General features: G+C 30.8%; 29 protein-coding genes and 2 pseudogenes. 3 read left to right on the plus strand and 28 right to left on the minus strand.

What is annotated here, in order from left to right; all coding sequences use genetic code 11:
• Positions 1–97: 97 nt before the first annotated feature.
• From rsfS to HORE_RS07035, 17 genes and pseudogenes are all read right to left on the minus strand, one after another.
• On the minus strand, positions 98–463 hold the full coding sequence (rsfS, locus tag HORE_RS06965; protein ID WP_012636272.1) for a ribosome silencing factor: 366 nt from the start codon (positions 461–463) through the stop codon (positions 98–100).
• Positions 456–1,673: an LCP family protein gene (locus HORE_RS06970; RefSeq protein ID WP_012636273.1), complete on the minus strand. Its 1,218-nt coding sequence runs from the start codon at positions 1,671–1,673 to the stop codon at positions 456–458. Before HORE_RS06970 ends, rsfS begins: the two co-directional genes overlap by 8 nt.
• On the minus strand, positions 1,674–2,213 hold the full coding sequence (yqeK, locus tag HORE_RS06975; RefSeq protein WP_167935766.1) for a bis(5'-nucleosyl)-tetraphosphatase (symmetrical) YqeK: 540 nt from the start codon (positions 2,211–2,213) through the stop codon (positions 1,674–1,676).
• A gap of 30 nt (positions 2,214–2,243) precedes the next feature.
• Complete coding sequence (nadD, locus tag HORE_RS06980) at positions 2,244–2,858, minus strand: nicotinate-nucleotide adenylyltransferase (RefSeq protein ID WP_012636275.1); 615 nt, start codon at positions 2,856–2,858, stop codon at positions 2,244–2,246.
• A 77-nt stretch (positions 2,859–2,935) separates the two neighbouring features.
• A complete protein-coding gene (locus tag HORE_RS06985; protein WP_012636276.1) occupies positions 2,936–3,127 on the minus strand; it encodes an alpha/beta-type small acid-soluble spore protein in 192 nt (63 codons plus the stop codon).
• A 59-nt stretch (positions 3,128–3,186) separates the two neighbouring features.
• On the minus strand, positions 3,187–3,624 hold the full coding sequence (locus HORE_RS06990) for a hypothetical protein (protein ID WP_012636277.1): 438 nt from the start codon (positions 3,622–3,624) through the stop codon (positions 3,187–3,189).
• A 132-nt stretch (positions 3,625–3,756) separates the two neighbouring features.
• Positions 3,757–3,918: a hypothetical protein gene (locus HORE_RS12940; protein ID WP_167935767.1), complete on the minus strand. Its 162-nt coding sequence runs from the start codon at positions 3,916–3,918 to the stop codon at positions 3,757–3,759.
• A gap of 4 nt (positions 3,919–3,922) precedes the next feature.
• Positions 3,923–5,200, minus strand: a complete 1,278-nt coding sequence (locus tag HORE_RS06995) for an MFS transporter (protein WP_012636278.1) — start codon at positions 5,198–5,200, stop codon at positions 3,923–3,925.
• A 53-nt stretch (positions 5,201–5,253) separates the two neighbouring features.
• Positions 5,254–5,892 (minus strand): methyltransferase family protein, encoded by a 639-nt coding sequence (locus tag HORE_RS12470; protein WP_012636279.1) that lies wholly within the window; start codon positions 5,890–5,892, stop codon positions 5,254–5,256.
• Positions 5,893–6,062: 170 nt separating this feature from the next.
• Positions 6,063–6,479 (minus strand): GNAT family N-acetyltransferase, encoded by a 417-nt coding sequence (locus HORE_RS07005; RefSeq protein ID WP_012636280.1) that lies wholly within the window; start codon positions 6,477–6,479, stop codon positions 6,063–6,065.
• A gap of 53 nt (positions 6,480–6,532) precedes the next feature.
• Positions 6,533–6,940, minus strand: coding sequence for a hypothetical protein (locus HORE_RS07010; RefSeq protein ID WP_041605945.1), 408 nt, complete (start codon positions 6,938–6,940; stop codon positions 6,533–6,535).
• Between the two features lie 208 nt (positions 6,941–7,148).
• Positions 7,149–7,724, minus strand: coding sequence for a hypothetical protein (locus HORE_RS07015; protein WP_012636281.1), 576 nt, complete (start codon positions 7,722–7,724; stop codon positions 7,149–7,151).
• A 138-nt stretch (positions 7,725–7,862) separates the two neighbouring features.
• A complete protein-coding gene (locus tag HORE_RS07020; RefSeq protein ID WP_041606515.1) occupies positions 7,863–8,486 on the minus strand; it encodes a cyclase family protein in 624 nt (207 codons plus the stop codon).
• Positions 8,487–8,585: 99 nt separating this feature from the next.
• Positions 8,586–8,756, minus strand: a pseudogene (locus HORE_RS12810) (LD-carboxypeptidase); the annotation flags it as partial.
• Between the two features lie 94 nt (positions 8,757–8,850).
• A complete protein-coding gene (locus HORE_RS07025) occupies positions 8,851–9,648 on the minus strand; it encodes a hypothetical protein (protein ID WP_012636284.1) in 798 nt (265 codons plus the stop codon).
• A 396-nt stretch (positions 9,649–10,044) separates the two neighbouring features.
• The gene (gene rsgA, locus HORE_RS07030) at positions 10,045–11,082 is read right to left on the minus strand and encodes a ribosome small subunit-dependent GTPase A (RefSeq protein ID WP_041606516.1); all 1,038 of its coding nucleotides are present in this window, start codon (positions 11,080–11,082) and stop codon (positions 10,045–10,047) included.
• A gap of 119 nt (positions 11,083–11,201) precedes the next feature.
• Positions 11,202–11,759 carry a GNAT family N-acetyltransferase gene (locus HORE_RS07035; protein ID WP_012636286.1) on the minus strand — a complete coding sequence of 186 codons (558 nt, stop codon included), beginning with the start codon at positions 11,757–11,759 and terminating at the stop codon, positions 11,202–11,204.
• Between the two features lie 1,078 nt (positions 11,760–12,837).
• Between HORE_RS07035 and HORE_RS07045 the strand changes: the two genes are divergently transcribed.
• Genes HORE_RS07045 through HORE_RS13350 form a run of 3 tightly spaced genes read left to right on the plus strand, consistent with a single transcriptional unit; the run spans position 12,838 to position 14,498 of the window.
• Positions 12,838–13,398 (plus strand): TetR/AcrR family transcriptional regulator, encoded by a 561-nt coding sequence (locus HORE_RS07045; RefSeq protein ID WP_012636287.1) that lies wholly within the window; start codon positions 12,838–12,840, stop codon positions 13,396–13,398.
• A gap of 56 nt (positions 13,399–13,454) precedes the next feature.
• Positions 13,455–14,252, plus strand: coding sequence for a hypothetical protein (locus tag HORE_RS12475; RefSeq protein WP_012636288.1), 798 nt, complete (start codon positions 13,455–13,457; stop codon positions 14,250–14,252).
• On the plus strand, positions 14,253–14,498 hold the full coding sequence (locus tag HORE_RS13350) for a 4Fe-4S double cluster binding domain-containing protein (protein WP_083763098.1): 246 nt from the start codon (positions 14,253–14,255) through the stop codon (positions 14,496–14,498).
• A 167-nt stretch (positions 14,499–14,665) separates the two neighbouring features.
• On the opposite strand, the gene HORE_RS07055 is transcribed toward HORE_RS13350, so the two are convergent.
• From HORE_RS07055 to HORE_RS07105, 11 genes and pseudogenes are all read right to left on the minus strand, one after another.
• A complete protein-coding gene (locus HORE_RS07055; RefSeq protein WP_041605948.1) occupies positions 14,666–15,622 on the minus strand; it encodes a phosphotransferase in 957 nt (318 codons plus the stop codon).
• Positions 15,623–15,666: 44 nt separating this feature from the next.
• On the minus strand, positions 15,667–16,020 hold the full coding sequence (locus HORE_RS07060) for a class I SAM-dependent methyltransferase (protein ID WP_012636290.1): 354 nt from the start codon (positions 16,018–16,020) through the stop codon (positions 15,667–15,669).
• Between the two features lie 250 nt (positions 16,021–16,270).
• On the minus strand, positions 16,271–16,912 hold the full coding sequence (locus tag HORE_RS07065; RefSeq protein WP_012636291.1) for a lactate utilization protein: 642 nt from the start codon (positions 16,910–16,912) through the stop codon (positions 16,271–16,273).
• Between the two features lie 357 nt (positions 16,913–17,269).
• A complete protein-coding gene (locus HORE_RS07070; protein WP_012636292.1) occupies positions 17,270–18,610 on the minus strand; it encodes a B12-binding domain-containing radical SAM protein in 1,341 nt (446 codons plus the stop codon).
• 296 nt (positions 18,611–18,906) lie between these two features.
• A pseudogene (locus tag HORE_RS13305) lies at positions 18,907–19,089 on the minus strand (helix-turn-helix domain-containing protein); the annotation flags it as partial.
• 331 nt (positions 19,090–19,420) lie between these two features.
• A complete protein-coding gene (locus HORE_RS07080; RefSeq protein WP_012636294.1) occupies positions 19,421–19,714 on the minus strand; it encodes a DUF3784 domain-containing protein in 294 nt (97 codons plus the stop codon).
• 48 nt (positions 19,715–19,762) lie between these two features.
• Positions 19,763–20,242 carry an HAD family hydrolase gene (locus HORE_RS07085; RefSeq protein WP_143710042.1) on the minus strand — a complete coding sequence of 160 codons (480 nt, stop codon included), beginning with the start codon at positions 20,240–20,242 and terminating at the stop codon, positions 19,763–19,765.
• A 173-nt stretch (positions 20,243–20,415) separates the two neighbouring features.
• On the minus strand, positions 20,416–20,790 hold the full coding sequence (locus HORE_RS07090; protein WP_143710043.1) for a 2'-5' RNA ligase family protein: 375 nt from the start codon (positions 20,788–20,790) through the stop codon (positions 20,416–20,418).
• A gap of 370 nt (positions 20,791–21,160) precedes the next feature.
• Complete coding sequence (locus HORE_RS07095; RefSeq protein WP_012636297.1) at positions 21,161–21,532, minus strand: hypothetical protein; 372 nt, start codon at positions 21,530–21,532, stop codon at positions 21,161–21,163.
• Positions 21,533–21,579: 47 nt separating this feature from the next.
• Entirely contained in the window at positions 21,580–21,843 is a 264-nt protein-coding gene (locus HORE_RS07100; protein WP_012636298.1) for an NAD(P)H-dependent oxidoreductase, read from the minus strand.
• Positions 21,836–22,411 carry a flavodoxin family protein gene (locus HORE_RS07105; protein WP_012636299.1) on the minus strand — a complete coding sequence of 192 codons (576 nt, stop codon included), beginning with the start codon at positions 22,409–22,411 and terminating at the stop codon, positions 21,836–21,838. Before HORE_RS07105 ends, HORE_RS07100 begins: the two co-directional genes overlap by 8 nt.
• Positions 22,412–22,656 lie beyond the last annotated feature (245 nt).

Genomic DNA, 22,656 nt, shown 5'->3' on the forward strand with positions numbered 1-22,656 from the left:
GATTATAATAATATTTTTTATAAATGTCAAGGAATAATATATTTTAAACCTTAAAAGAGCAAAAAAGGTTGTAGCAGTTATACCGGTAAGTACTGAATTATTCACCCTTTCTCAATATTTGCTCGGCGTCAGCCCATAACCTCTCAAGCTCATAATACTGTCTTTCCTCTTCTAAAAAGATATGAACAATAACATCGGCATAATCCATCAATATCCAGCGGGCATTATCTTTTCCCGCCACTTTCTGGGGATGTATGCCTTCTTCTCCAAGCTTATCTTCCACTGACCTCGCTATCGCCTTAACCTGTGGTTCTGAATTACCACTGCATATCACAAAATAATCGGCTATTATAGTTAACTCCTTGACATCTAATACCTGAACATCATTTGCTTTTTTATCTTCAGCTGCTTCAGCAGCCAGTATAGCTAACTCTTTAGTAGTCTTTTCAGTATTATTACTCATCCTTTTTACCAACTCCCTTATCTTCTTTCTTTTCTATTTTTTTCTTTTCTTCTTTATAATCTATTCTTTTTAAATAATCATGGCCAATAATTATCTCCAGAAAACCCTTTTCAGTATCTTCAACATGTTTCACTTTGCCACCAATTAATTTTTGTATCTTAAAAGCACAATTTTTATCCCTTATGTCATAGTACTTAATAAGAGTATTATTATAATCAAAGTGATCAGCATTTCCTATCTTCTCAATATAGAAACCATATTTCTCAAGTTCATCGGACAGTTCACCGGCTAGTCCAGTTACTCCATTGCCATTATTAATAACTAAATGATACTGCCCATTATTAATATATTCTTTACTCATTATAAGGTTTTCAACCAGGATCCCAAGTTTCTTTCTATCAGAAATCCAGTAACTGACACCATCTATATATCTGGGTTCACCAGGGACAATCTCTGCCTGGATATTATCCAGGTTAACATCTTTAAAAAGATGAATAAAAGGACTTATATCCTTGAGAGGAATATTGGTTTTAACTGACTCCCTGAAAATTTTATAAATAGCAGGGAGCTTAACTATAGTATCTGGACTGAGTACTTTTTTAATCATTGACTTTATAAATTTCTGCTGCCTCTTTATTCTCCCAATATCTCCATATACGGGCTCCCTGAATCTGACATATTCCAGGGCTTTTTCACCATTTAGTAGATGCTCTCCAGCCGGTAAATCTATATATAACCCACCTGCCTTATCAACATAATGGAGGGGTTCTTCTATATAAACTTTAACTCCACCAATGGCATCAACAATACGGGCAAAACCCTGAAAATCTGTTTCCACATAATAATCTATCCTGACATTCAAAAATGATTCCAGAGTTTCATGAGTTAATTTCACCCCACCGAAGGCATGGGAAGCATTAACCCGGTTAACACCATGTCCAGGAATTTCAACCCTTGTATCCCTTGGAATTGACAGAATCCCAACTTCTTTTGTATCTAAATCAACACTGGCCAGAATTATAGTATCAGCCCGGGGGGGACCATTTATTGAGGAATCATAACCAACTACAAGAATATTCAATTTAGAAGTATTAAAGGGGTTTCTCCGTAAGACACTAAACTGGGTATTAAAGATAATAGCCAGAATAAAACCAGTTATAAATAATATTATAAAGAGTGTTGCTATAATAGACTTGCTGGGCTTTCTCATCTATTGTATCCTCCTTAAACATTCGTTTCTAAGCAGTAAAGTATTGGGATGTATAATGCGACCTTTTTTTATGTTATACTCAAGAGACTGATTACAGGCAGCGATAACACCATGGATAAGACTTTTATCAACTTCTTTTCTCAACTTTTCAACCCCGGGAAACTGCCTATTGGGCTCTATAAAATCGGCTACAAATATTATCAGTCCGGTCGTACTCAAATCAGGGCTACCAACTGTATGGTGCCTGATAGCTTCCAGTATTTCCTGATCATTTACTCCAAACTCCTGCCTGGCCAGAAAAGCCCCGGCCGGGGCATGTAATAAAGGGGGTAAATTCATTTCATATTCATCTACTGAAAAAGATGACATCCTTGCCAGCTCTATAAGCCTGTCCAGGCCAAGGCCTTTAGCACAGTCATGGAGTAAACCGGCCAGACGTGCTTTTTTCCAGCTCCCCCCGTACTTTTTTGCCAGATCACCAGCTACTTCGGCAACACCTAGAGTATGTTCAAACCTTTCTTTGCTAAGTTTTCTTTTCAATATCTTAATAATATCCCTTTCTGGAAACACTCAATCACCTCTGTACAGACCCTCTTCTTCTATATATGATATTACACAGGGGAGGGTCTGATACCTGATGGATTCCCCCCTGTTTACCTGTTCCCTTAATCTGGATGATGATATATCAATTAAAGGCTCTTTTAAAATATAAATATTATTACGGTAAATATTATACTTGCTATTTTCAAATATACCCTTCAGGGAATAACCAGGCCTCGGGGCCACAATAAAATTACCTTTTTCCAATAGATATTCAGGCTCCTTCCAGTTATATATATCAAGAAGTGAATCAGCCCCGATTATAAAATAAATCTCCCTGGCTATTTTCTTATTATAAAGAAACCTGAGAGTCTCAACCGTATATGACTTACCTTCTTTCTCCAACTCATAGGTAGAATAATCAAAATGGGGATTATCTGATATTGCCCGTTTTAACATTTCTAACCTATGTCTGCTAGCAGTAATTTTTTTACCACTCTTATGAGGGGGAATACCCGCTGGCATAAATATTACTTTATCCAGATGAAAGTGGTTATATGATTGTTCAGCAATGATAAGGTGTCCCAGGTGAACCGGGTCAAAGGTCCCCCCCATGACGGCAATTCGTTGATATCTGTTATCCATAACCTAACCTCCACAACCATATATACACATATTATACATACATTAATACACCCTATATTATAATAGATGGTGTAGGTTTAATCAAGTTTACGCTTTTTCAGATTTTTGATTTTCTGGGTCATATACCCTCCAATTTTCCCGGTTTCTTCAGCTGTCAACCCTGCCCATCCCACCTTTTTCACCTTTTCAATTAAACCCAGTTCCTGAGCTACTTCTAGCTTTAATTGTAACAGGGTTATATCATCTGTCTTTTTGTTTTTACTGGACATCCCGGTTACCCCCTGACCAGGTCTTTAGTTTTAATTCCTTTATAATATAATTTGTTGTATTACTTTTTATTATTCTTAGAATCCTTTCCTTTGAGTAAAGACTGATAATTTCGAGAACGGTGAGTAATTAATAACTTCATCACCTCTTTAATTTCTTCTTCGGATTCTTTAATTTCATCAATAATATCATTCCGGTAATCCTTCATATCATCATTAACTTTGTTGATATTTTCATCTATATCTTTCATATCAATTAAATTTGTATTTAACTTCTGGATTAACTCTTTATACACACTTTTATCGAGGTCTTTCATTCTATTTTTAATATCATTTAAATTTTCCTCATGCTTGTTCCATCTATCTTCAAAAGAATGAAAACTATTATTTATATTCCATAACAACCACCCATAATACCCAAAAATAATTATGATCAATCCCATAAACAAGGTCTCGGAACTACCCATGAGTAGTTTAATAATATATTCAAATAAAAACAATTTTATCCTCCTTCCAACAAAAAAGTATATATTTATAGTATTTAAATACATTTTATTCAAGTTGGAAGGTGGTTGTGTAAAATAAAAAGGTCCGGGTAAATTTACCCGGACCTTAAAGTATTAGTTCCTTATTTATTTTTTTCTAACAAATCCAGTAATTTTTATTATTGCTTTATTATTGTCTCCATCGTATATTCCCCTGTTTAATAACACTATATTACCTTTATCCATAAAACTTAACGAATTCCAATTATTTTTCAATCCATAACGTGTATTTGCTGTTGCTCTTTCCATTTTTTTAATTATTTGTTGTAGACATTTTAATATACAGTATAACCCGGTGTAGAAGAAGAAACATTAAAAATAAACAAACTATAAAGATAGGAATAACCTCCAGGGAGATATTCTGGGCCAATACACCCGCCAATCCCGGGAGTAATGCTCCACCCAGGCCAGCTGCAGCAATCTGCATTCCAATTGTGTTTGATGTATGTTCCTTACCAACCCGGTCTGATGTGCTTGAAACCAGAGCTGGAAAAATAGGAGCAATCGCAATGCCGATAAGGACAATACCTAGAAGATAAAACCAATGTTCTATATTCAAACATAACAAAAGGCTACCCCCTAACGCCAGTAACCCTCCTAATTCAACTAACTTTTTACTCTTAATACGAAAAGATAAAAAGCCAGCCAGAATCCTTCCTACCGTAAAAGAGCCCCAATAACCCCCTACCCATAATCCAGCTAGTTCAGGGCTAATACAGCGGGATTCAGTGAACAATGTGTATGACCAATGACCTACAGACAATTCAATCCCTGTATAGATGAAAAAAAGACCAATACTTAACCAGGCCGGAAGATGTTTTAAGGTTTGAGTCAGACTGACTTTTGAAGACATTTTGTTACCCGATTTTCTTTTGCTTTTACTCTCTTTATTTCTTTCCTGCTTTTCCCACATTGAAATGGTCAATAAAAAAGTTGCAGCCAGTAATAACTGAGCTACCCCAACAACTATATACCCGGTACGCCAGGTTCCAGTCAGGCTTAAACCCGTAGACATAATAATTGGACCCAGGGTAACCCCGATTCCAAAACTAGCATGTAACCATTGCATAAGACTCTCTCCATAATTTTCCTCTACATAGGTATTGAGTCCAGCATCAATAGCACCAGCCCCCAGGCCTGCTAAAACAGCTAATATTGGCAAAAGCCACCAAACAGGGACCAGGGTATATCCGACTAAAGCCAGACCAGTTGCAAAGCAACTTGTAGCTAATAGTCCAGCTACCCCCATTTTTTTAATTAAAACACCGTTAAAAAAACTAGATATCAAATATCCACTTGTAAAAGCAATGGTTATAATTCCCAGGGCATCCAGAGGCAAGCCAAAACTGGACCTCATATCGGGCCAGGCTACTCCCAGTAGTCCATCGGGTAACCCCAGAGATATAAAAGCAATATAAATAAGTAGAATTAATCCAATATTTGATTTTTTTCTTTGGCTATTAAAGTTTGTTCTCAGACGTTTTTCCATAAAGTAATAATCATCCCTTTCATTATTTTTTGGTATAATCATGCCCCCATTATTTTATAGAAAATAAAATTTTAACGTTAAATTATATTATTGTCTTACCAAATCTTTGGAACAATTCTTTTTGTTTCTCTCATGTATTCCTCATACTCTGGAATTTCTTTTTTAAGAAAACTTTCCTCAACTCTAATTCTCCATATAAAACCATATATCGTAATTAATGATAAAATCAAACTAAAATATGAATTTAAAATTAACGGGAATCCTATAATTTGTAATATGTTTCCTGCATATGCTGGATGACGAATATATTTATAAATACCTGTTCTAACTATTTTATGATCATCCCATGTTTCTACATCTCTTGAAAAATATTTGCCTAAAGTTTTTATTCCTATTCCTCTTATTGTTATTCCTGCTATTACTAATGCTGCACCTATAATTGTAAACATAGAATTGTTTCTCATTATGTATCCATACTCTAAAACTGGAATTATTAATGAAGTAAACCATGTAAAGGATATAAAAGAACTTGTCATTTCGTATTTTTTCTTGTTCTCTGATTTTTGTCCCTTATAAAAATATCTATCTGATATTAAACTAATAACAACCAATGTTATATATAGATAGATATATGCTCTGTTCAACTTACCACCATTTGCTTCAACAATTGACCACGTATAAACAAATAATGATATTACTAATAATTTTGTTAAAGTATTAAATACTTTCTTCAACTGATATCACCAACTTTTATAAAAGTTTACTTACCATTTTTTATTCAACTAAATCTCAGGCCTGGCTAAAAATTTACTACACAAACTACTTACCTTATTACTTACATAATTTATAACTGAGGGTATACTTTTTATTTTACGGTTTATCAAAAAAACAATACAATCACCCTTCAATTATTTATTATTACATATGAAACAAGATTTAATTTATTAGCTGGTTCAAACCCATTTGCTTTATAAAATAATTTTGTTTTTTCAGTATCATCAGTCAAAAGAACTATTTGTCTAACCCTGTTATATTTATCAAGAACTGCTTTCAATAATTGTGAACCTATTCCCTGTCGTTGATATTCTTTCAAGACCAGAATATCCTGTATATAGATAATTGTTTCCTCATCACCAACAATTCGAATTAATCCAACCAGCTTATTGTCATCCCATGCTGTTAATATATATAAGGAATTTTTTAAAGCTCTAATAAGTTTTTTCGTATTTTTAGTATACTCTACCCATCCCACGTTATCATATAAACTTAAAATATCTTTTTCCGTAAAAGAAAAATCATTCTTATAAACAATTTCAGACAAGTATCCCAACTCCTCCTTCTTTTCATTGGTTCCTTTCCAGCATGTAGTTTCACTCACACAGATTTCATATCTTTAAGTGCTTTTAGAAGGAATATACATCCTATCAATAAGCTTAACATCCCAACATGAGGTGAAACTTTATCTTTAAATACTGGAACCACTCCTTTAATAATAAATAAAGCAATGATTAAGAAAATAAAAAAATAATTAGCAGCGACTAATCTATCTTTCAAAGCTGGGGTTTTTTTTATAAAAGTAAGTACCAATAATATTAACGAGCAAATTAATATAGCCCAACCAGCAATATACTCATGGCCGATTATTGTTTCTTCAATCCTGGCTTCTACGCCTCCCTTTCCGCCATGAATTTTATAGTATCCTATTATACCTTGCCAGGGCATGAAAATACTGATAATAATTAAGTATATCCCACTCAAAAGCTCTTTTTCGTATTTCATCATTGTAACCAACTTCCTCCTTACTAAATGTTTGTAAATCCTATACTGATTAAATCTAATAAGACAAATCAATATTTATTATCCCTTAAATTTTAAATAATTAAAACAAGTTATTATCCCTCTATTTCACAAATGCCAGAAAAAAATATAGTATAGTATTCTTTTGCCTGAAATTTCTGGCGATACCATCCCGGCAGAGTTTATAGAATTTTTACTTCAATAACCCCTTACCCTTGAGTATTTCGTGATTCCAAACCTGAGCTTCTATATAAGGGATAAAATCATCTGGCAGATTTCCCCACCAATCTTTTTCCAGTAATTCTCTTTCTTCAATTATAGAATATATTTCAGATAGCGTAAACACTTTACCATGATACTCAGGTTGATAATATTCAGGAGATTTATCACAACCTAATTGATACGAGAACATACTATCTATAAAAGTAAAGCTTACGTCCTCTTCCTTAAAATCTGAAAGTGGTATTTGAATTTTTGATAGTTTATATTTCTTCATGTTTTCCTCTATCTTTTTACATTCTCCCAAAACCATATAAATTGGATAATCTTCCTTAGGATGACCTCCTTTTGATATAAATTGTTCCCTTAGCCAAGATTCTGTTTTCTTCCTTTCTCGTAAATAGATTGCTGGATCTTTGAATCGACCCCATATTGCATTATCTACATACAATTTTTCCATTTTTTTAATAGCTTCCTTCTCTGGTAGTTCTGATAAACTTTTAAAGGGAGTAGTTCCAGTTCTATAGTAATGGGTTAAAAACTTAATCATCAAATACCTCCTAATTTATTAGTCATGAATGCATTTTTGGATTTTTTTGTATATTTACCTAATTTTTATGTAACCATATTGTTTTTAAAAACCGCTCAACTTATATTAGCTGGTTTATGTGGATTTGTTGCCTGCTCTTTAAAGTTCTATATTGGCAACAACTCTAACCATAGACGCTTCAGCTTTAATCTTTAAAGGAAAAGCAATTATATTAAATTTATTAAATTTTACTAACTCGGATAAATTAGTCAAATTCTCAATTATTAATATGTTATTTTTAAAAAGTTTTTTATGTATCTCAAATGGATAGTTATCGGGCGAAGGCATATCCATTCCCAACATTTTTATATTTTTGTCAACTAAAAAATCAGCTAAAGCTTCACTAATTACTGGATGGTTTGTATAATATTCGTCTGTGCCATATTTATCACTATAACCTGTATACAATATTACAATATCGTTTTCATTAACGACATCTATATATTCTTGTTTAAAACCAATTATTTTTTCATCTCTTACATCAAGTAAACAACCACTTCCAGCAAATTTCTCTAAGGGTATCTCGCTTATAAATATTTTCCGATCAGTTAAATGCATCGGTGTATCTATATGAGTACCAGCATGCATTCCAATTTCTAATCTAAAATTATTATACTCATCTTCTTCTAAATATTTATCCTGATATAATTTAACTTTATCGTCATATGGATGAACATTCATATTATCAATTATTTCCTGGCTCAAATCTATGAATTTACCCATTATTATTTCACTCTTTCTATTTTCATTAATTATAACATACACGTATGCTTTCTCACGCAAGATTATACTTAAACTTTTAAGAATTACTGAAGTTTATTGACTGCCTTTTAAACTATTTGGCATTTCTACAACTTTTAAGCCAAATAATTTTTCTATTCTTATTTTACCTATCTCATATCTGTTCCTATAATCTTTATCCCCTGCCCCACCCCAGGACAAACTTACAGTTGCTACTTTATCTCCTCTTTTTAATTTTTCTGGTTTTATCATTATTGGATTTGGAAAACCTCCTTTTAGTACTTTATGTAAAAGAAATAGACACGGTGTAGCGAATCTTGTTTTTAATATGAGTCGTTAATGTTTTTTAAGAACCAAACTTACCATATTGTTTTCTATCAGTAAAATATAAAATAATTACATTCTTTCCTCTTTTATAAGGATAATATAATTCATAATTACCATCATAAGCACTAAATAAATATTCATTATTATTTCCATCAAATATTGATTTTAAATATTCTTGTTCTTCTGGTGAACAAGCATAAATGTAATCAATTTTTGAATAATTTTTGTTTTTGTCTTTATAAAAATAACTTGTAAATCTTAAAAAAACATCTTTTCCATTAATAGTATCTTCAATTATAATACTAATTGATGGAAAGCTTTCTGCTTGTTTTGCAATAAATTTTAAACCTTCTGCTGTTTGTTGAAGATACTGTTCATTAAATGAATAATTCAAAAAATTTTCAGTAATTTCTTGATTATTTGTTATAGAATATTTAGCTGCTTCGATTAATTTCTGTTCTCTTATTTTTGTAGTTCTATAATCCCCAAAAAACAAGATCCCTAAAATTAAAGGAAAAGATAATATTATTAAAGCCATCCATAACTTATTGCGTTTTTTATTAACATCCTGGCGCTTCGATTTTTTTAATGATTCTGAAATACTTGTTAAATTAAACATTATATTTACAATTACAACTCCAATTAATATACCAATAATCCCTACTATTGACAAATAAAAAAGTTCAGTAATATTTTCTCTAAATACTTTCAACCCAAATACTGTTATGGAGATAAAAATAAAAACCCAATAAACAAGTAATATAATAACAAAAAGTGCTATTCTATTTGTCCATTTAATAATTGTTTTATTATCCATACTTAACCCCTTTCATTCAAATAATTATCCTTAATATATATTAATTTTAAAATTTATGACCACCAAAGTCCCATATTATCTGAGGTGCGTCATTTTAAATTAAAAGTAATACATTTATAACATATAATTTCCATTATAAAATAAAAAATCCTCCAAAATTCATTAATTAAATTTCAGAGGATTTTTTTAAAATCTTTTATTTTTTGTTATAATGTATCCCAATAATTTTTAACTTTACCTTTTATTATCTTCTACTGCATCAGTTATATAAGGATTATATTTAGCACATTCTTCCCACCATAATTATACATCAAAATATTTATTAGCTTTAATCATCTTAAATCTACCAACATCTACTCTTCTAGTATTGTAAAACATCCCCAAAAAACTGGTACATTAAGATTCTTCTCCCATAATTATATCCCATTTGTATTTTTCCATTGCATTAGCTCCCCGTTCCTTTTTAATCTCAATATATTTCCTTTCCCGTTGGAGCTTCTTGTAACTATTAAACCTTTCCTCTGTAATTATACCTTCTTCAATAGCTTTCTTAACTGCACATTTAGGCTCAGATTCATGCTGACAATCATTAAAATAACAATCCTGAGCCAATTTTTCTATATCTGAAAAGCTATTACCTATTCCTTCAGAAACATCCCACAATTGAATTTCTCTCATTCCTGGAGTATCAATAATTATTCCCCCTTCATCTAAAAGTATCATCTCTCTACGAGTAGTAGTATGTCTTCCCTTTCCATCATCTTCTCTAACATTATTAACCTTCATCTTTTCCTTACCAAGTAGGCTATTAATCAAAGTAGACTTTCCTACTCCTGAAGAACCTAATAAAGCAACAGTTTCTCCTCTCTTAAAATATCTTTTTAACTGATCAACACCTTCATTTTCTAAAGCAGCAATTACATAAATTGGTACCCCAAAAGCAATAGATTCCACTTCACTTTTTCTAACTTCAATCTCATCACATAAATCAGCCTTGTTTAAAATTACAACAGGATTAGCACCACTATCCCAGGCAATTGTCAAATATCTTTCTATTCTCCTTAAATTAAAATCTTGATTTAAAGAAGTAACTATAAAAATAGTATCAATATTAGAAGCTACTATCTGTTCTTGAGTTTTACTTCCAGCTCTATTTCTAGAAAACTTACTCTTTCTAGGCAAGATATCATGGATTATAGCTCGCTTCCCTCCACTTTGTAAATCTGCAATTACCCAATCACCTACCACAGGAAATTTATTGTTATAACGCATCTTTCCTGTAATCTCTCCTAATACTTCTCCTGCTTCAGTATACAACTTATAGATCCCCTTATACTCTACAGCAACTCTAGCTACTTGATAATTTTCTTTATTATTAATTTGGTTAAATTTACTTTCAAAATCTTGATTCCAACCTAAATCCACTAAATTCAATGTATTTTCCTCCCTGTTTATTATTATGGTCCTGGTCTCCCTCGTTTTTACATTATTCCAATTCATTTTCTGTATCCACTATTTAAATCATCTCCCTTTTTAATTACAGACGTTAACTATTACCAATATTCAGGTTTATTAATTGCTTCTACGCAGTATGAATTGCCTGAAATGGGCTCAATATTATCACTCACCAATGATTGAGCTAACCAGCCTTCTGGATACGACAGTTCTAAAGGAGCTTTTACTACTTTTTCCGGGATCACTTTGTAACCAACTTTAGAATAAAAATTAATATCACCATAAGTAAAAACCAGTTCTACTCCATTCTTTTTCAAATCTGTATGACCAAAATTAATTAATTTCTGTCCTATTCCTTTTCCTTGATAGGCAGGGTGAACCGCCACCGGTGATAATAAAAAAGCATTAATCTGACTTCTTTCAAACCTTAACCTGGAAAAAATAATACTTCCTATAATTTTTTTGTTGGAAATAGCAATAAAAGCATGTAGATCTTGACTGTCAGTCTTAGTCATAAGATCAAATACTAAATTTCCTATTAACTTTCCTTCTGATTCACCTTCGGAATCTGAAAAAGTCTTAATAAATAACTGTTTGATTTCTTTTATTTTTTCTAATCTACATTTGTTTTTCAATCTAAATTTTGAAAGTTCCATTTCTTATCCTCCCATTGTAATATTTTGTATTTTTTATTTTCAACGTGTAGGGTTGAACACCTTTACTTTAATTTAGGTTGATATTTAGTTTCTATGTTTACTCACCCCTTTCGAGTCCAATATCTAAACCATATTATCCAATCCTTTCCTCAGAGCAGATAGTACTTTCCTACACTATCACCAAAAACTACAAAGTACACATATAAAAAAAGCCATGAGTTAGATAATAAACCCATGGCTTAAATAAATCAAACAAAAAATTCCTTGAAGAACAAAACCAGTTTAAAAAAATAATCATATTATACAGCACTTTAATAATGATATAAAAGATTATTTATATCATATAAACTAAAAATACTATGGTAATAATCCCCCATAGTATAAACATACATCACTATATAATCTTTTCCTATATACTGGGGTTTATTAATCTAAAAAATTATCTCTCTTAAGTCTTAGCCTGGTTCTTCAAAAAAGACGCACTAATCCCCGGGAATTAAAGCTTTAAAAACTAAAAACTTAAGAAAGAATGGTATTATTTAATTTAGTAATTTAGATTAATAAACCAACTTGCATTAAGGCACTTCCCTTTTTTATGTTTAATGTTCCAAAATAATTGTAACAATAATTTATTTGTTTGTCAATGTTTAACAGTGTCACCAGGTCAAAATCTAATAATTTTTTCCCTTTACCTCCTGTTGTAAATAAAAAAATCATATAAATATCTTCTATAAAACCAATGAGAGCTTTCTGTACCATCAAATGGTTTATAAAAGAATATCTAAATTGTGATTCCATACCATCATAAATAAACTCATCTGATGTACAAAATTAGGGTTTAAATTCTTCTTCAATTTAATTTGTTACGTTGATCTTAAAAACCTCCTTGATAAAACTTAAAATATGGTCTTCATTTCATATAAAGTTTTCATATTATTTATGCAAGATGACGTGTTCGCTTTACATATATCTTTCTTTCAAACCAATAATGTTCCTTCAATTTAGTAAAAAAAAATACTTTTGACAGAAACAAAATATTATAATATAATGTAAGCAAGTACTTGCATGAGGTGGTAATATGTCAAAAGAAAAAACTTCAAAAGCTATACTAACTGCGGCCCTTAAACTTTTTTCAAAAAAGGGTTACAGTAATGTAACCACAAAAGAAATATCTGAAAAAGCCGGGGTAAATGAGGTAACTATATTTAGACATTTTAAATCTAAAGAAAAACTCTTTGAAGAAGTATTTGAACAATTTATATTTAAACCAAATATTCCTGATGTTAATGCCCTGAATAATAAAAACCCTAAAGAATTTTTATTATGTATGGCTCATTCGTTATACGAGATATTTAAATATAATTTATCCTTAATAAAAATTGAATTGAAAAATGAGGAAACCTCTATTGATAAAATGAGATTACCTTTAGATAAATTTGCAAATGAAATAAAAGATATTATAATAGATTATTTAAAAAAGAACAAAGAAATAAATATTTCTCAACCAGATATTTTCACAATTAACTTCCTTTCTGCTGTCTGGGGGCTATTCATGAATAATCATATCATCAGACCCTTTAAACCAGCAATTGATTTTAACACCTGTATAGAAAAACTGATTACTGATCTTCTTGAATAAAATCTTTTATCTTTAATGCAAGTAAGTAATTACATTCACTAAAGGGGGAACCTTATATGGGTAAAAAATTTTCACAAATTCAAACCAAAATGGAAAGGAAATTTCTTAAGCGTATAAAAAAACATCCCGATAAAGTCATTATGGCCCACAAGAATTCTGTACAGGAAGGGTTTGAATATTTCGAGTCTAAACATGGTTTATTAATAAAAAATATGTTTTTTGCAATGGGATTAAAAAATGCTTTGAAAATACTAAAAATAATGGCTAAATATATGCCTTCTATGCTTCGCGAAAGAAATAAATGTTTTACAGATCTAGAAGAATATCTTAATGAAATTAATGAAAGTGGTCAAATTTCATCAACGGCTCAAGAAAAATACCTAATTGAAAGTTATCCAAATAAAGAATTATGGAATAAATTAAAAAACTATGCATGGGAAAAGTGGGGAGTTATCATTGGCTTTACTGAACTGCCAAGACAACTAATATTTAAAGATAAAGCTGTCTTATTTAAATATGCCCTGGTCTGTATCCAGGAAATGGATAAAAATAAAATAGATTTGGCTCCTGAGCTTGATGCGGGAGAAGAAGTACAGAGAGTTTATAATTCATTAGGAATTGCTGTAAACGATATCGCTAACTGGTTACGTAAAAATTTCGGAATCAAATGTCAAAGCAACCACCCTCTTGGTGGTCTGGTAGATACATCACCTTTAGCAGGTAAAGCTGGACTGGGTTGGCAAGGACATAACGGATTATTAATTACTCCACAATTCGGACCCCGTAACCGAATTGCACCAATTTTGATAAAAAATAAGCTTTTTGAATTTACCGATAATCACGAACATGTCTGAATTGAAAATTTTTGTGAAAAATGTAGAAAATGTGAAAAATCATGTCCTACTCAGGCAATCTATCCTAAAAAACAACCATCTATTGAAAATATTCCGGGAATAAATCAAACAAGAACCTGTATTGACCGTGAAAAGTGTTACCCACAATTTAGCAAAACACTGGGCTGTAGTATTTGCATGAAGGTCTGCCCTTTTTCACAAGGAGATAACATTTACTACACTATTAAAGAAAATTTTTTGAACTAATTATAAAAATATCATCATTGCAAGCTTTGTGAATAAGGAGCATATTTTGCAAGGGTAGGCTGGTCTTTGCCATTATGGAAATACTGTGTTAGACGACGCCCGTTCCTTTTTTACCAGTTCAATAAAGTGACTGTAAAATTTAATATACGTAATATTAAGTACAAAGTTTAAAATTGACAATTTGCAATTATATCTTTAAATCTTTTTCGCATTTTATTATAAAATTGGTAATCATATCTTTCATCAGTTACTCCTACCTGGTATGATAGCATTGTAATTAGTCGATAAAATTTATAAAAGTTTATATTTTCAAAATAAAATTTATCTATTTCCTTTATAAGCTTATATCCCTTATAATATGAATTAATTTGCCTATTAAAACCATCAAGTTCAGCAAACAAATCAAATGAAACAAGATCATCCATAAATGGTGCAGAAGATGCCCATTCAAAATCTATTATTCCTACAATCTGATTATTTTTGACTAAAATATTGTTCGGAGTATAATCACAATGGCATAGTACATTTTTTCTTCCACCAAAATAATAATTAATATCAACTTTTTTTAATAATGAATATTTTTCACGAGAAATAACACCATTGACAAAAAGTTTTTCAAGAAAAAATAAATATTCGGTTTTTGAAAAAATATCATACTTTTTGACAGACAAATCGGGTTTTATAATGCCTTTATCTTCAAACTCAATACTATGTAATTTAGCCAGTATTTGTCCCGCCTCATAAAATATATTTTCAACATTCCTGGTCTTTTTAAAATATTCTTTTAAACTATGACCTTCAATAACTTCTCTTAATAAATAACTTCCATGTTGATTTTGACCATAAGTTAAAACTTCAGGAACAGGTATGTCTGTTTTAGAAGTAATAAATTTATACATTGTATTTTCAATTTCTAATCTTCTTGCCTCATTTTGGGGGACAAATTTAACCATATATGGCTTTTTATTATCAGTAGTTAAAAAAACCCAATTATTATTATAAACCCCATCAATTTCTCTTTTTTCTCCTAAATATTTTAATATTATATTTTGGGCATTTCTTTTTAATTTTTTGTAATTTTTATCTTTAATTTCCGCATTAGACAATAAAATCATCCTTTCCATTTTATTATACACTTTACTTTATTTTAAAATCAAAATAGAATAGTTTACTTTTCTTCTACATAAATAGCTGCTTCTTTTTTCTTAAATATTAAATCAAAGTTACGATAACCAACCTCATTAAATAACTTTTCCTGTGTTTTTACTGAAAGATTTTCTTTGTTTGCCCATTCGGTTAACCCTTCTATTGCTACCGGGGATAAATCAATGGCTTTAACATTGAATCCAGCTTTAGCAAACTGTATTGAATGTCTTCCTCTTCCACAGCCTAAATCAAGAAAATTATTAAATCCTTTTTCTTTCCAACGATTGATTAAATAGTATGATTCCTCACAAGGTATAAACCATATCTCATCTGTACTTTTATTCCAATTCCAAGCTTTAGAAATTTTATTCTGCATTATATCTCCTCCAGATATATTTATTGAATTAGCCAATGTAGTCTAACGTTCTATCATGCAGAATTACCGCACTGGGCTCCTCAGGAATATTCTCTTCCGTAATTTCAGGCAAATATAAATTGTTCTTAGAATTGTCATAGCTTTAGCCACCATATACCCTTATATAGCAAAAGACATGACAAAGGCAATGTCCCGCAGGGTAGGCTCGCTCTTTAGCCGTCAACGGAAATACCATGTTAGACGAAGTATTTTAGTATCCTAAATTTTCGTCAACTATAATAATTTTAATTCGGTTTTTTTTAAGCTGTCTTTTTATTATTGTTATATTATTACATATTCTATCCTTCGAATTACAATCTACACAATATCCAACTTTTGTACATGGAGTATCTTTATTAAGTCTTTTTGCGTCAATAGGAGCTGCGATATTCTTAACTCTATTTTTTGCCTCTTCTAAATCCTTAACTATTTTATTTTTTCCAGCTACAATAATAACCTGTTTGGGGCCAAAAATCATTGCAGATACCCTATTTCCGTACCCATCTATATTATATAATTCTCCTTTTTCTGTGATTGCATTTGTACTACATAAAAAAGTGTCAGCACTAAAAATATCTAAATAAAGTTTATCCTTTTCAGCTCTTGTTAAGCCCTCTTTATATTTATCTAAAAATATATAATTTTCTTGTCTTAATAAATTTATAATACCAGTTTCAAATAAAGTCATTGAATCTCCAACTCCAACGACAGATCCCTCCGGAACAAGCTCCTTTATTTTGTTAATCAAATCTTCTCGAGTCTTTACATAAAAACCCTTCATATTATTATTTCTAATATTATCTAGTATTCTTTCTATTTTCATAGTTTGGTGCCATTTAATATTTTCATCCATTGTTTTATTTTCCTCCTTAATTTAAAGTTATATGTAGTAGCATCTAAAATATTTCTCCCTAACGTTCCTGGTATTTCCGACGTTAGTGTCCCGACATGATTGTCATTTATAATTAATCACAGTATTAGACGACCGTTTGGCAAACAGCGCAATCATTTGTCAAACCTATACATCAAAACTAAATTTGGGATCATTACAAATGCGGAAAATATAAAGAGAACAGGAACTACTATAAATATCATAGCATATTTTTTCCTGTTTTGAACTACCGGCCTTTTAAAAAAAACTACAGTTGAATGAACTTGGATGAAGCACATCGAAACCATAATCTCGTGTTATATGAACGTTTCCCTGATTTTACTTAAGTTTTTCCTTCTCTATACCAAGAGCAACATTACGATAATTGAAATTAGAACTTAATGCCCAAATACTTGCACTCAAGCTTTTTGTAGAAAATAACGTTTTAAAAAATTTTGATAATATTACTTTCATTGAATATAAACGGCAATTACTGGTACTCATCAATTGCGATAATTGTTCTGGAGTCATATGTACTGGATTATAGGTAACTTCAGTCATATCAAAATGTACCCAATCATCAGGATAATTATTATAGAGCAATCTTCCTTCATCTGATAACTTTTTAAATAACCTAGTGCCTGGAAGTGGAGTCAGTATAGTCGTTTGCATAACATCTACTGGACATTTAATTATATATTCAATTCTTCTCTGAAGAGATTCTATAGTATCATTATCTAGCCCGTAAATAAAAGATCCCAAAACAGCTATTTTATAGCTATTAATTTTATCTATTACATCCTTATATTTATTTGAACCTACTTTAATATTCATTTTTTTGTTTACACTATCTAAGGATTCTACATCTTCAGCTTCTAAACCTATAAAAACCATTTTACAACCACTTTTTGCGGCATATTTTAGTACTTCTTCATTTTCAGCAAAATTAATTGATGCCTGGCAAAACCATTCTTTTTTTATTCCACGATTTATCATACCCTTAAAAAGTTTTATAGCACGCTCATTAGCGTTTTTTCCATGTCCAAGAATGTTATCATCAACAAAAAATATCATTTTTTGTGGTATACTTTCTAATTCATCTAATACATCTTTAATTGGTCTTTGACGGTATTTATACCCATTAAATTGTGTAACTGAACAAAATTCGCAATCCATAGGGCAACCCCTCGCTGTTTGTACTGCTCCAAACATATATCCTGGATGAAATAAATCATGTCTGGCTTTTGGGATTATATCTGCTTCATTTAATTTGCTTTGATAAATTTTTTTCAGTTTTCCTTCTTCAAAATCTGATATGACTTCAGGCCATATCCCCTCAGCTTCACCTATTACTACTGTATCTACATATTGTTTGGCTTCATCCGGCATCATAGAGGCATGTATTCCACCTATAATTGTTGGGATGCCTCTTTCCCGGTATTGTTTAGCAATTTCATAAGCCCTTGTTGCTGAAGAAGTAAACGCTGTTAACCCTACCAAATCTGCATCTTCATATCTAAAAGTATCAAAATTCTCATCAACAATTTTTATATTCCAATCGCTTGGTGTAAGTGCTGCAATTATACCTAAACCTAAAGGTGGAAATCTTGAACTTTTATTAACTGTTAAACCTGTTTTACAGGGATTTGATGGATTAATTAATAATAACTTTTTTTTCATAAAATTCATTCCTTCCGTAAGTTTTGTCATAGAATTTTACGAACTCCATATTTTTCAAATTCATGCTCATTATTTTGAAAAATGTAAATATCCTCCTCCGAAATCCAGAGTTTACCATAGAAGGTGTACCCTTAAATTCTATTCAAAGATGTTCTTCTCTCCTTCTATAGCAAACAAGGTTTTCCATTTATATTTGCCAAATAGATTTTTCTTATATGGAAATATTACAATTGCAGAATAACCGCTTTTATGTTCTAAGCTTATCACAACTGCATCTGATTTGTATTATCCGGTTGGTCTTCATCTCTGAGTTTAACAGCAGCTCGAGAAAGACGAAATTTTCTAATATATTCAAAAGGAGTTTTTCCAATTAGTTCTTTAAAAATTCTCCCAGAATGCCAGGGAGAATAACCAGCTGCCCGGGCGAGCTGATGTAAAGTAATTGGTTTCCTAATATGTTTCTCTATATAATCTTGCATACGTTTAACTGCATTAATTTTTTCCTCTCCATATTTTCACCTCCTATAAAAAGGATAACACATTTAACATGGAAAATTCTTGACCTGAATTGCTAGGTTATAATTTTTGCTTCATTTACGTTTCTTGTTAATTTAGGTATGTCATATAACGTTCCTGGTGTTCCCGACGTTGCCGTTCCTCTGGTGTTAACATGGCTTTTGCTGTACCCCTTACCCCTCTGCAAAAGAAATAATAATAAAGCCATGTCCCAATATCAGCTGTTATTGTATATTTTATTTTCCTATTACTAACATAAGACTAAAATAATATTTTACTCAGTTTTAAAAATTTTTATTTTTCATATTTTTTACAACCTATATTAGTTCGAATACTTAAAACAACTACTATTATAATAAAAGTGACTACTATCCACATTGTAATATTAAGTAAATATTCTAAAATAGATATTAGTATAGTCAGTGCTCCCATTATAAGAATATTTTTTCCTACCCATTTTGCCAATCCCTGCTTATCCCTAGTTTTTTCCTCACTATAACCTGCAATTAGATTTACTAAATTATACTTCCAGATTAAGAGGCCTAATACACTTAGAAAAATCCCTACAATTAATAATACAATAGTCAAATACCATACCTCCTTTCTTTTTAATAATACGTATGTTACAAACCTTTATCACATGTCGTATAACGTATCCGTATTGCTATTATTTATTAAGTACTTTACTACACTATCATCTTGGTTTGACCCAATAATTTCATCTGCATATTTCTTTAATTCATTTTTTGCATTACTTACTGCTACTGCTTTTAAAGCTTCCCTGAACATTTTAATATCATTAGCATTATCACCAAAAACAATTAAATCATTTAAATTATGACCAGTTATTTTTACTAGTTCCTTTATAGCCTGGTCCTTTGTTGCTTTTACATCATGAATTGTTAACCAATACCATCCAGGAAAATAGTCGTTTTCCATTAGAAGTATTTCAACCATTTCTCCGTACTTTTTTTCTAAAACTAAACTTAATTCTTCTAATTTTTCTTTTTTATCTATTATGGTAAAACAAACTATGTGTTCATCCATCACTTTTTTCAATGGATCAACTTGAGTTAACCTACTACCCCCTACTATCCTTTGAATTTTTTCTATCATCCACATACCATTTAATTCCTTCGTTTTGTATGTCAACGTAATATAATAAATCCTTTTCACCATTAAAGCTTGATATTAACGGAAAACCGATATTTAGCCGTCACAGAAATACCGTGTAACATGAAGTGGCTGACATAAATTTATTGTCATAAAAGAATTAAACCACCTTGTACTTAACCTAAATCAAAAGATATATACTCACTCCAATCATTTCCCTTCTTGATATATATTCCAATTTTTCCAGCTTTCAAAACTAAAGGGGTTTTTCCAAACTTTGCAAAATACTCTTCAATAATTCGTCGATTTTCTTCAATTTTTTGCCCAAAAGCTATGGTCATATGATAAATTGGAAAACCAAATTTTTTATCACTAAAATGTGGAAAACTATTATATAATTTTTCTGTTAATTTCTCAATTGGTGTTACAGGTACCGGTGATAAGTACAACACATTAGTAGTTGGAAAACTTGATAATGGTTTTGCAAAAAAATCAAATTTTGGGGTTCTTCTTGCAATACTAGTTAACTTACCTATTACTGTTTCATCAATTTCATGTGGTAAGTAAAAATCATATTACAATGTGATATGAAAAGGTACCGCCTTCCCAGAATTTTTAATATATTTTTGCCTGAATTTTTCTAATCCATCTATTTTGTTATCAGGAAAAAGACATACTATGCTTCTCTCAGCTTTATCACTCATTAAATATCATTCCTTATTAAAAATATAATTTTGAGTTATGATTCGACGTTACCGTACCGTTAGGGTTGGCATGGCTTTTGCTGCAACAACCTCTTACCCTTCTTTTGCAAAAGACATGACAAAGGTAATGTCCCTACAGGGTAGTCTGCTTTTTGGCGTCACGGGAAATCTTGTTATCTGAAGTTCCTGGCGCATTTTCATTGTTAAATTATTAAAATTAATCAGCAAATGGTTTATTATTTAATTTACTATAAACTTTATTTTTCAAAGCTTGAATCCTCCATGACATATTTCCCATAAAAGTATATAATCGTTTGCTAGACATAAGTGGCTTTGCCATATATTCAATAGCTTTTTCAGGAATTTCTTCATCTTTAATTATAGACTCACTTACTAAATCTAATGATTTTTTTACATTTGTAACCATACTGCCTAACTTATCAAAAGATTTTCCACTAATATTTCCTCCCATACCTAAAGCTAGTCCTCCAACCCACTGTATTCCTGTTTCTAAAGCAAACTGTTCACAAATAGCAAGAGCAAATCTATTCTGATTTGCTTCTGGAAAACCACAATTAGCTATAGCCATTAACTTTTGTGTTCTTTCCTGCTTTTCTCTATTAATATTATCTGAAATTAATTCAAATGTTTTATTACAGGAGCAGGAAGAGTATCAACATAAAGAGGAAAAGTGAGTACTATTAAATCTGTATTTTCAATTTTATTAAGTAACTGTTCTCTTTTGTTTTGTGTTTTTAATTGTGAATGTATATGTAAAACATCTGTTTGGAAACTTTTCTCTTTAAGCTTTTTTAAAATATAATGACCTAACACTGCTGATGTACTAGATTCTCCTTTAGGACTACCAATTAATAAAGTCACTTTTTTTGTATTATTCATTTTTATCACTCACCTTATTTAAAAGCTTATTTATTTTCTTTTGCATGTGGTCTATATCTTTATCACTTACAATAACCTCACTTACATAATTTGGTGAATGAAAATTAATACTATTCCTCTTAATTAAATTATTGAACAATTGTACTTGTTCTTCATTAAAATTTGACATTACTCCTATTCCCAAAATTGAAGGGTACTCTTTATAACGTGGTTTATGATGTATCTCTCCATCGACTTTGATAAAAAAAGGAGAAATTAAAGGAATCATTCTATCAAGTGCTTTCTTAAGCTGATATGAATCCCCCCCAAAAACTATCGGGGTTAAATAAATTACTAAATCTGAATTAATAAACATATTTGCTATCTTTTGAGCATAGTCGTCTATAATGCAGACACCAGGTTTTTTTATCCAACACCCAAAACAACCTATACAGTCAGCAATTCTTTTTTCATGCAATATAACAGTATTAACTTCATAATCTCTACTTTTAAGCTCTTTTCTAATAATTTTTGAATATACATTTAAAGATTTATTATCCTTTTCTCCATTAAGTAATAAAGCTTTCATGGTTTTCCCCCTAATAATAACATTATGATTTAGATACATTTAATCTTTTCAGAGTGTGCTCTAGTCAGGAATTTCAGATAACGTTCCTGGGGTTTAAGAGGTTCATGAGCCTTAGGGCGGCTGTTCTTGGCGAATGAGTTTGGGTGCAGCGATAGCAGAACCTTAAACCCATGTTATACGACGTTCTTTACGTTTCATTAATAAATTCAATTGATTTTTTTTATATGATTAGAAAAGTTTTCTGA

The organism is Halothermothrix orenii H 168 (assembly GCF_000020485.1).
Taxonomy (GTDB): Bacteria; Bacillota; Halanaerobiia; order Halanaerobiales; family Halothermotrichaceae; genus Halothermothrix; species Halothermothrix orenii.

Excerpts from the sequence above, each read along its gene's own strand:
- rsfS (WP_012636272.1), bottom strand. The coding sequence starts at position 463 with ATGAGTAATAATACTGAAAAGACTACTAAAGAGTTAGCTATACTGGCT.
- HORE_RS06970 (WP_012636273.1), bottom strand. The coding sequence starts at position 1,673 with ATGAGAAAGCCCAGCAAGTCTATTATAGCAACACTCTTTATAATATTA.
- nadD (WP_012636275.1), bottom strand. The coding sequence starts at position 2,858 with ATGGATAACAGATATCAACGAATTGCCGTCATGGGGGGGACCTTTGAC.
- HORE_RS06985 (WP_012636276.1), bottom strand. The coding sequence starts at position 3,127 with ATGTCCAGTAAAAACAAAAAGACAGATGATATAACCCTGTTACAATTA.
- HORE_RS12940 (WP_167935767.1), bottom strand. The coding sequence starts at position 3,918 with ATGGAAAGAGCAACAGCAAATACACGTTATGGATTGAAAAATAATTGG.
- HORE_RS06995 (WP_012636278.1), bottom strand. The coding sequence starts at position 5,200 with ATGATTATACCAAAAAATAATGAAAGGGATGATTATTACTTTATGGAA.
- HORE_RS07010 (WP_041605945.1), bottom strand. The coding sequence starts at position 6,940 with ATGATGAAATACGAAAAAGAGCTTTTGAGTGGGATATACTTAATTATT.
- HORE_RS07015 (WP_012636281.1), bottom strand. The coding sequence starts at position 7,724 with ATGATTAAGTTTTTAACCCATTACTATAGAACTGGAACTACTCCCTTT.
- HORE_RS07020 (WP_041606515.1), bottom strand. The coding sequence starts at position 8,486 with ATGGGTAAATTCATAGATTTGAGCCAGGAAATAATTGATAATATGAAT.
- HORE_RS07025 (WP_012636284.1), bottom strand. The coding sequence starts at position 9,648 with ATGGATAATAAAACAATTATTAAATGGACAAATAGAATAGCACTTTTT.
- HORE_RS07035 (WP_012636286.1), bottom strand. The coding sequence starts at position 11,759 with ATGGAACTTTCAAAATTTAGATTGAAAAACAAATGTAGATTAGAAAAA.
- HORE_RS07045 (WP_012636287.1), top strand. The coding sequence starts at position 12,838 with ATGTCAAAAGAAAAAACTTCAAAAGCTATACTAACTGCGGCCCTTAAA.
- HORE_RS12475 (WP_012636288.1), top strand. The coding sequence starts at position 13,455 with ATGGGTAAAAAATTTTCACAAATTCAAACCAAAATGGAAAGGAAATTT.
- HORE_RS07055 (WP_041605948.1), bottom strand. The coding sequence starts at position 15,622 with ATGGAAAGGATGATTTTATTGTCTAATGCGGAAATTAAAGATAAAAAT.
- HORE_RS07060 (WP_012636290.1), bottom strand. The coding sequence starts at position 16,020 with ATGCAGAATAAAATTTCTAAAGCTTGGAATTGGAATAAAAGTACAGAT.
- HORE_RS07065 (WP_012636291.1), bottom strand. The coding sequence starts at position 16,912 with ATGGATGAAAATATTAAATGGCACCAAACTATGAAAATAGAAAGAATA.
- HORE_RS07070 (WP_012636292.1), bottom strand. The coding sequence starts at position 18,610 with ATGAAAAAAAAGTTATTATTAATTAATCCATCAAATCCCTGTAAAACA.
- HORE_RS07085 (WP_143710042.1), bottom strand. The coding sequence starts at position 20,242 with ATGATAGAAAAAATTCAAAGGATAGTAGGGGGTAGTAGGTTAACTCAA.
- HORE_RS07095 (WP_012636297.1), bottom strand. The coding sequence starts at position 21,532 with ATGGCTATAGCTAATTGTGGTTTTCCAGAAGCAAATCAGAATAGATTT.
- HORE_RS07100 (WP_012636298.1), bottom strand. The coding sequence starts at position 21,843 with ATGAATAATACAAAAAAAGTGACTTTATTAATTGGTAGTCCTAAAGGA.
- HORE_RS07105 (WP_012636299.1), bottom strand. The coding sequence starts at position 22,411 with ATGAAAGCTTTATTACTTAATGGAGAAAAGGATAATAAATCTTTAAAT.